The organism is Nitrospirota bacterium (genome assembly GCA_035873375.1).
In the GTDB taxonomy this organism is placed as follows: Bacteria; Nitrospirota; Thermodesulfovibrionia; order Thermodesulfovibrionales; family JdFR-85; genus BMS3Bbin07.
The window spans coordinates 1-8,391 of sequence record JAYWMQ010000051.1; the positions used below are offsets into that span (position 1 = coordinate 1).

General features: G+C 45.6%; 9 protein-coding genes. 6 read left to right on the forward strand and 3 right to left on the reverse strand.

What is annotated here, in order from left to right; translation table 11 throughout:
* Nucleotides 1-915 (reverse strand): phosphoenolpyruvate carboxykinase (locus tag VST71_10750; protein MEC4686196.1); only part of this gene is annotated, 915 nt, incomplete at its 3' end.
* A 460-nt stretch (nt 916-1,375) separates the two neighbouring features.
* Here VST71_10750 and rpsU point away from each other — a divergent pair.
* The 6 genes from rpsU (at nt 1,376) to VST71_10780 (ending at nt 6,512) form a co-directional block, all read left to right on the forward strand.
* A complete protein-coding gene (rpsU, locus tag VST71_10755) occupies nt 1,376-1,570 on the forward strand; it encodes a 30S ribosomal protein S21 (protein ID MEC4686197.1) in 195 nt (64 codons plus the stop codon).
* A 205-nt stretch (nt 1,571-1,775) separates the two neighbouring features.
* A complete protein-coding gene (locus VST71_10760) occupies nt 1,776-3,377 on the forward strand; it encodes a DEAD/DEAH box helicase (GenBank protein MEC4686198.1) in 1,602 nt (533 codons plus the stop codon).
* 137 nt (nt 3,378-3,514) lie between these two features.
* Nucleotides 3,515-4,633: an SPFH domain-containing protein gene (locus VST71_10765; GenBank protein ID MEC4686199.1), complete on the forward strand. Its 1,119-nt coding sequence runs from the start codon at nt 3,515-3,517 to the stop codon at nt 4,631-4,633.
* Nucleotides 4,617-5,897: a hypothetical protein gene (locus tag VST71_10770; protein MEC4686200.1), complete on the forward strand. Its 1,281-nt coding sequence runs from the start codon at nt 4,617-4,619 to the stop codon at nt 5,895-5,897. The genes VST71_10765 and VST71_10770 overlap by 17 nt, the downstream gene beginning before the upstream one ends.
* 39 nt (nt 5,898-5,936) lie before the next feature.
* Entirely contained in the window at nt 5,937-6,194 is a 258-nt protein-coding gene (locus VST71_10775) for a type II toxin-antitoxin system RelE/ParE family toxin (GenBank protein MEC4686201.1), read from the forward strand.
* A gap of 15 nt (nt 6,195-6,209) precedes the next feature.
* The gene (locus tag VST71_10780) at nt 6,210-6,512 is read left to right on the forward strand and encodes a HigA family addiction module antitoxin (protein MEC4686202.1); all 303 of its coding nucleotides are present in this window, start codon (nt 6,210-6,212) and stop codon (nt 6,510-6,512) included.
* Nucleotides 6,513-6,598: 86 nt separating this feature from the next.
* Here VST71_10780 and hflC read toward each other — a convergent pair whose 3' ends face one another.
* Entirely contained in the window at nt 6,599-7,549 is a 951-nt protein-coding gene (gene hflC / locus VST71_10785) for a protease modulator HflC (GenBank protein ID MEC4686203.1), read from the reverse strand.
* A partial coding sequence (hflK, locus tag VST71_10790) for an FtsH protease activity modulator HflK (protein ID MEC4686204.1) occupies nt 7,546-8,391 on the reverse strand: 846 nt, incomplete at its 5' end. The genes hflC and hflK, both read right to left, overlap by 4 nt.

Below are 8,391 nucleotides of genomic sequence, written 5' to 3' on the forward strand. Positions count from 1 at the left end.
AGTGAGGTTGTCATTTGTAAGGCCGAAGATCAGCATCAGGTCAGGCCTCCTGTCCTCTATATCCTCATAATCCGCTATCTCAAAGAGATTGCTCATAGTGAGTCCAAGGGATATAAAATCCCGATGGAAATATATAAAGGCGGTCAGGTCGCCGACCTTTGCAGGAAAACAGAACCATTCCTCCGGGTTAAGCAGGAGCATTTCCTTTGTTAACGTCGGTATTTCTTCAAAGCTGCCCTTTCTTTTATTCATTGCAGGGTACAGTATCAGCGGAGGCTCTATAAGGGAAAGCCGTATAAAAGGTATGTCCTTCAGGGTGGTATATGTCTCGGGACAATCCCAGTCTATCCTCTCAAGGAGCATGCCCATGTTTGCCCCGGCCGGCAATTGCCTGTAAACCCTGGGGTTCTTGCCTGTCAGGTTTTCACTGATACGTCTGTAAACAAAGAGAACGAGGTTCTTGAACTCCTCATTCAATTTTATGAACTGGGCATGGTGGATGCTGCTTTTGGAGTACCTGGACCTTTTTGGGGCCTCGAGATAGATAAACCTCTCAAACCTTCTCCAGTAGTTGTACAGCTCTTCGATAAAGTCATGCAGGTATTCTTTTTCAGAAAGGATGACCCTGAACTCGCTGTTCATGGCAATAATCTCTTCAGCTGTATGGCTGGAGAGCAGTCTGAAGAGGTTTACAATATATCCGGTTAGTTCATTTCTTTTCAGCCCGGGCAGATTGTTCTTCAGGAACGCAAAGATTGAACTCTCCCTGGTTGCGATTCGCTCTATAAAACGGTCAACCGTCTCTTCAAACAGCTCACTCCTCAGGAGCTGCTCCGGCGTATCACAGTAAAGGCCCGAATAGTCTACTATCACCTTTCCGCGGGTTATGATATATGGTTTTTTTGCTGTCAACATAGTTTGTTGTTTTTTATACGAAAAATCCTGTGCTTTAGTTGTATTAGCTGTAACTAATGTATTATATCAGAATATATTATAGCAGATGTTGCTTTGCTTTTATTAGTGGGTAGTATAAAAAAGTTCCGTTGCTTTTTGTTCATGAAATATGCCATAATGGAAATACCTCGGAAGTTTTTGGCGAGTAGAAAGCCGCAGAAGCTTTTGATTTTGCGGCTTTTTTGTTTACTGAGGTTGAATTTCAATAAAGAGGAGGGGTTGCGGATAGCTATCGGTTAATTGCATCGGGTTGAGGGTAATTATTTAATAAAAGCTATAGTCTTTAATAAAATCAAACGAATGTGTAAATGAATATCGGTATTGTTTTGTGCTTTCCATCCATAATCAGGAGGATGGCAGTGACCCGGTACGGAAAAGTCAGATCCCGGGAACCATTACAGGGAGAAAGGAAATCAGGCAATTGGAGATAAGAGTTAACGGACATATAGATAAGGCCATCAGGCTCCTTAAGCGTGTGGCAGAGAAGGAAGGACTCTTCAGAGAGTTGAAGAAAAGACGTTTTTATGAAAAACCTTCAGTTAAAAAGAGAAGAAAACAGAGGGAGGCCCAAAAGAGAAGGATTAAAAACGCCAGGATGAGAAGGCAGTATAAATAGAGCAGTAGCCCTATTTAAGAGAAGTATATCTAATTGAAAAGAGTAATATTTCACCCCGGGGATAACAGAGAAAAAACCATGAAACAATTAAACAATAGATTTTTGTTGAAAACCTCTTGGATAAAGTTTGAAATATCCCGTTTTTTGTTTAAGTATCTCTGCAATTTCGGCGGTGGGTTGGATTATTACGAAAAAAAGGAGAAAAATGTATAAGAGATTTTACAATTTTGATCTCTCAGACGAAGTGCTTAACGCACTCTCTGAGATGGGGTTTGAAAAACCAACGCCTATACAGGAGAGCGCAGTTCCCCCGGCAATGGAGGGGCTTGATATTATAGGCCAGGCACAGACCGGTACAGGAAAGACCGCAGCATTCGGTATTCCTATTATAGAAAAAGGAAAGAGGGGCAAGGTTCCATATGCAATCATCCTTGCACCAACACGTGAGCTTGCAGTGCAGGTAGCTCAGGAACTGAACAAGATCGGCAAGAACAAGGGAATACTCTCGGTCCCTATTTACGGCGGTCAGTCTATTGAAAGGCAGATACGCTCTCTAAAGAAGGGTGTTGATGTTATTGTCGGCACCCCTGGACGTGTGTTAGACCATATCCGCAGGAAGACGCTTAACCTTAAAAACATCCAGACCCTGGTGCTTGATGAAGCTGACGAGATGCTCAATATGGGGTTTATTGATGATATCGAGACTATTCTGAAGGAGATACCTGCAGAGAGGCAGACCATGTTGTTTTCAGCTACCATGCCTCGAGAAATAATACGTATAGCCGCTAAATACATGAATAACCCAAAGAAGGTTGCGGTGGATGCAAAGAACATGATTGTCCTGAAGATAAAACAGGTCTTTTATGAAGTTAGAGAGGAATACAAGATAAAGGCCCTTACAAGATTGCTTGATGTCGAAGATCCTTCCCTTACCCTGGTCTTTTGTCATACAAAACGGGAAGTGGATGAGGTAGCAGGCAAACTCCAGCAGATGGGATACTATGCAGGGGCAATACACGGGGATTTTACGCAGTCTCACAGGGATGAGATGATGGATAAATTCAAAAAAGGCGATATTGAGATACTTGTTGCCACTGATGTTGCAGCAAGAGGACTGGATATTACCGATGTATCCCATGTGATCAATTACAACATACCTCAGAACCCGGATAGTTACATCCACCGTATCGGAAGGACCGGAAGGGCGGGTAAATCCGGGATTGCGATTACCTTTGTTACCCCAAGAGAGTACAGACAGTTGAGACTCATAGAACGGTCTGCAAAAACACGAATTGAAAAGGCAAAATTGCCCACCAGGGATGAGGTCAGGAGGGCCAGGGAGCAAGAAATACTTGATGAGATTGATGACATAATCAAGGATGAAAATCATTCCGGATATTTAGCCATGGTAGACGAGCTTTCCAATAAGTATTCTCAGCGTGATATAGCTGCTTCTGCCCTGAGCCTTATCTTTTCAGATATGGAAACCGATGAGGAAGATGAAGTCGGGCTGTCTGATATCTCCTCAGCAAAGAACTATGTAAGACTCTTTATGACCGTGGGCAAGAGAGACAGGGTGAAGGTTGCCGACATCGTCAAGTCTATTGCATCGGGTGCAAATATCCCGGGCAACAAGATCGGGAATATCGCACTCTTTGATAAATTCAGCTTTGTTGAAATTCCTCATGATCTTGCTGAAAGGGTGATAAGTTCTGTGGATAATTCCGTTCTGAACGGCAGGAAGATACGCGTACAACCTGCCAGGGCAAAGAAATCCATGGCTTTTGATAATGTAAGGGCAGTATAGTTAGAGTCTGCGTATAAACTCAGGTTTTCTTTCCGTAATCCCCCGAAATTCTTCGGGGGATTACGATTAAAGAAAGATTTATACTCAGAATTCATCTGTACTTTTCCGAAGATGCTTCAGTACAGGGACAATAACTCATGGGAACTAACAACATAGTATTCCTGGAAGTCATTGAGTGGTTTGATGACAGTGGCAGGGAGATGGTTCACAGGATCCCTGAAACAGGCTCCGGAGAGATAAAATACGGGGCCCAACTCATTGTCCGGGAGAGCCAGGCAGCGGTCTTTTTCTATAACGGAAAGGCCTTTGATGCCTTTGAGCCCGGAAGACACACACTCACCACAGCAAACATCCCCATCCTTACCAAGATATTGAGCATACCCTGGGGCATGACGAGTCCCCTGAGGGCTGAGGTCTATTTTGCAAACATGAAGGTCTTTGCCAACCTCAAGTGGGGGACAAGGGACCCGGTTGCATTCAGAGACTCGGAACTCGGCCTTATCCGTCTGAGGGCATTTGGCGTCTTTAACATCAGGGTAATCCAGCCGGTCCTCTTTATCAACAGGCTTGTGGGCACACAGGGCGTATATACCACGGAAGAGATAGGAGATTATCTGAACAAGGTAATAGTCTCCCGTTTTAACGATCACCTCGGTGAAAACCTGGATACCCTTCTGAACCTTCCGGGCAGGTACGACGAAATCTCCGATGGCCTCCTGAAACGTCTTGAGGAGGATTTCAGCCATTATGGCCTTGGGCTTGCCAATCTTTACATAAATTCCATAACTCCGCCACTTGAAGTCCAGAAGGCGATAGATGACAAGAGCAGGCTCAATGTCTTTGATGACCTTAACCGCCTTTTTAAGATGAAGGCGGCCATGGCTATGGAAAAGGCCTCAGAGGTACAGGGTGAGGCCGGGGCAGGCATGGGAATGGGGTTTGGCTTAATGATGCCCTCCATGTTTGCAGACATGATGAAGAATTCAGAGACAGCACAGACGGTAGAAGCACTTAAGTGTCCTGAGTGCCGCAACCCGGTCACAAAGGATGCAAGGTTCTGCCCACACTGCGGCCACCAGATACTTATATTCGAGCAATGTGAACACTGCGGACAAAACCTTCCGCCACACGCCAGGTTCTGTATGCGCTGCGGCAACCCGGTTGAACAGAAACCAGTCGAGAAAAAGTGTCCTCACTGCGGAACGGCAAATCTGCCTGATTCGGTTTACTGTAATCAGTGTGGTCAGAAGATCTAACAACTGGAAGATAGAGCAGCAGTGTCCCCAATGCGGGGCTCCTGTCCTCCTTGAGGAGACAGACAAGCTTTTTGCCTGCTCTTTCTGCAGGGTAAGGCTTTTTCTCTCACCAGGGGATTTCTTCAGGTACTACATTCCGCCGACGGATCCGTCCATGCAAGAGGTCATCTTTGTCCCCTACTGGAGGTTCAAGGGGATGTCCTTTTTATGCAAGGCAAACAGGACAGAGCAGAGGATTATAGACGCCACGGCCCTTGCAGCAGATTACAACAAACTTCCGCACTCCCTTGGAGTAAGGCCCCAGGCCGTACCGCTGAGATTTGTTTCTCCTGAATTGAAGCCGCACTTTTTCCTTCCCCATCAGCCATTCAAGACGGTATTTTCATGGATCGAAAGGAAATTGCTCTCTGTTGAGCACCTGAGCATTGCAAACCAGAAAACCAGCCACATTTCCAGAGAAAAAGTTTACCACAGGGCATACATAGGCGAGACGACAAGCCTGATATACCTTCCCGTATTTATCAGGGGCAATGCGCTGTACGATGCCATTACAGAAAACCGTGTTGCACCCATTCCCGACAGGGAAGCAGGTGCTCTCTCTTTTCAAAAACTCCGGGATGGTCAAATCTCTTTCATCCCGACCCTCTGTCCCCGCTGCGGCTGGGACCTCCAGGGTGAAAAAGACAGCCTGGTGCTCCTTTGCAGGAACTGTGATACTGCATGGAAGGCCTCAGGGAACAGCCTTGAAAACCTTGACTTTGCGGTAATTCCAGGAGAACAGGATTCCCCTCGCTATCTTCCTTTCTGGAGGATGAAGGTCCGGATAACCGGGGTCACTCTGAAGTCATATGCAGACCTGGTCAGGTTTGCCAACCTCCCGAAGGCGATACAGAAAGGCTGGGAAGAGCAGGAGATACATTTCTGGTCGCCTGCATTCAAAATCCGGCCCGAGCTCTTTCAGAGGACGGCAAAGGCTGCAACCAATGCCCAGTTAGTGGTTGAGGCAGGACACAGGGTGCCGAAGGCAAGGGTTTTTCCCGTAACCCTGCCTGCTGAAGAGGCATTGCAGGGCCTCAAGATCACCCTTGTGAATATGGCGGTACCGAAGAGGAATATTCTCCCCCTTATTGATGAAATTAAGATAACCCCGCAAGAGTCCCTGCTCGTCCTTGTTCCCTTCAGCAAAAACACACATGAATACCTTCAGAAAGAGATGCACCTGAGTCTCAACATAAATGCCCTGAAATACGGAAGGAACCTTTAGAACCTTATGGAATATACTTTTTCCTTCTGAGCATAACGTCTGACCACAAAGATATATCATCGAGAAAGGTCAAGGAAACTACCCAATGATATTCAACAAATTGCATTGAGGAAATTAAGGATGATAAACAATGCTAAGAATATCAATGACCTGAGAGTATCACCTGCTAATAGACTTGAAAAGTTGAGTGGAGATAGAGCAGGCCAATATAGTATTCGGATCAACGATCAATGGCGTATTTGTTTTGTATGGAAAGGTGAAGATGCGTATAATGCAGAAATAACCGATTATCATTAAAGGAGTGATGCAATGATGGTAAAGAAGAAATTATATCCTGTTCATCCTGGAGAGGTGCTTCTGGAGGAATTTCTTAAGCCCATGGGATTAAGCCAGAGCAAAATAGCCCATGATATAGGTGTGCCACCTCGCAGGATTAATGAGATTGTACTTAAAAAAAGAAGAATAACGGCTGACACAGCGCTAAGATTAGCCAGATATTTTGGTATATCACCAGAGTTTTGGCTTGGACTACAGGTTCAATATGATCTGGATGTAACTGCTGATGAACTTGGAAAGCGGTTAGAGCAGGAAGTAAAAGAGTATTCAAAGGTATAAAAGAGCAAATGGTAACAGAGGGAAGAGGGGCTATAATAGAAAAATAGAGGGAAATCCGGGAGCTTGAAGCTCCCGGATTAAAATATCTATTTGCCGGTTTGTGTTCGGAAGTATTTGAAGAAATCGCTCTTTGTGGAGAGGATCAACCAGTCTTTTTCAGATAACGTTGTCTGGTAGGTCTCCAGGGTTTTCAGGAAGGCATAGAAATCCCGGGATTGCTGGTTCTGGTTGTAGGCTTTGGCATAGATGGTAGTCGCTTCAGCATCAGCCTTTCCCATGATTTCCTGAGCTGTTCTGTATGCTTCGGACTGGATCTTTTTTAACTCACGCTCCTTATTGCCCAGGATCTTGGATGCCTCCCCCTGACCCTCGGAACGGAATTTGTCCGCTATGCGCTTACGTTCGGTAATCATCCGTTCGAATATCTTCCGCTGAACTTCTTCCACGTAATTAATCCGTTTAAACCTCAGGTCGAGCAATTCAATTCCGAGTTCAAGGGTGCGGGGAGAAGCTGCATCAACAATGGAACGTGCTATTTTTTCCCTGCCGTATTTAATTTGGGCTAAACTCTTGGCTTCTTCACCGGCCAGCAAGGCTTCACTTGTCTGATATTCCCGGTTGGTTGTACGAATTATTTCAACCAGGACGTGTTTGGCAATTGCATTTCTGGTCTCACCGTCCAGGATATCGTCCAGCCTGGACTGGGCGCCACGTTCGTCCCTCACACGCTGAAAGAACAGGAGCGGGTCTTTTATGCGCCAGCGCGCGTAAGTGTCCACCCAGATGAACCTTTTATCTTTCGTGGGTACCTGGTTAGGACTGCCGTCCCATTCCAGAAAACGTCTGTCAAAGAAATTGGCTTGCTGAACAATGGGTATCTTGAAATGCACCCCAGGTTTTATAATCGGTTTGCTTATGGGTTTACCAAACTGTGTGATTATGACCTGCTCTGTTTCGTTTACAATGAAAGCTGAGGAGGCTATAACTATCAATGCAAGAGCTGCAACAGCCGCAATTACTATGTATTTTTTTTTCATTTTTCAGTACCTCCCCTCTCAAGCTGGAATAAAGGCAGAATCCCGGTGACTTCCTCATCGGTGATCAGCTTTCTTCCAACCTTTTGCATGACATCATTCATTGTCTCCAGATAAATACGCTGACGTGTTACCTCTTTTGCTTTCATATATTCCTTGAAAACAGAATCGAACTTTGAAGCCTCACCGCGTGCGTTATTAACCCGTTCCAGCGCATATCCCTTTGCTTTTTCGATAGTCCTCTCCGCTTCACCGCGGGCCCTCGGAATTACCTTGTTGTATTCGGAAAGGGCCTGGTTAATTAATTTTTCGCGCTCCTGCTGGGCTTCGTTAACCTCGTTGAAAGCAGGTTTTACAGATTCAGGGGGGTTAACATCCTGAAGCACCACCTGCTCTACTTTTATCCCCGTCTCATACTGATCGCATAATTCCTGAACTTTTACGGCAACAGTACTGGCAATTTCCTGACGGCCGACAGTTAAGACCTCATCCACTGTACGGTCACCAACAACCTCTCGCATGACCGCCTCATTGATATCCCGGAATGTTCCCACAGAGTTCCTTACACGAAACAGGAATTTGTAAGGATCCTTGATGCGGTATTGTACAATCCATTCCACCTCAGCGGCATTAAGATCGCCTGTTAACATCAAGGACTCCTCTTGATATTTTCTGGAGGAATACTCAGTCCTGATACCGGGCTTAGTTGTTCGGAAGCCAAGTTCGAGCTTTAATTGCCGTTGGACAGGTACTTTATATACCTTTTCGATTCCAAAAGGCAACTTAAAGTTTAATCCGGGATCGACTGTGCGGACAAATTTCCCAAACCTGAGGACAACCCCGAC

Coding starts and splice junctions, on each gene's coding strand:
- VST71_10760 (MEC4686198.1), top strand. CDS start 1,776: ATGTATAAGAGATTTTACAATTTTGATCTCTCAGACGAAGTGCTTAAC.
- VST71_10765 (MEC4686199.1), top strand. CDS start 3,515: ATGGGAACTAACAACATAGTATTCCTGGAAGTCATTGAGTGGTTTGAT.
- VST71_10780 (MEC4686202.1), top strand. CDS start 6,210: ATGGTAAAGAAGAAATTATATCCTGTTCATCCTGGAGAGGTGCTTCTG.
- hflC (MEC4686203.1), bottom strand. CDS start 7,549: ATGAAAAAAAAATACATAGTAATTGCGGCTGTTGCAGCTCTTGCATTG.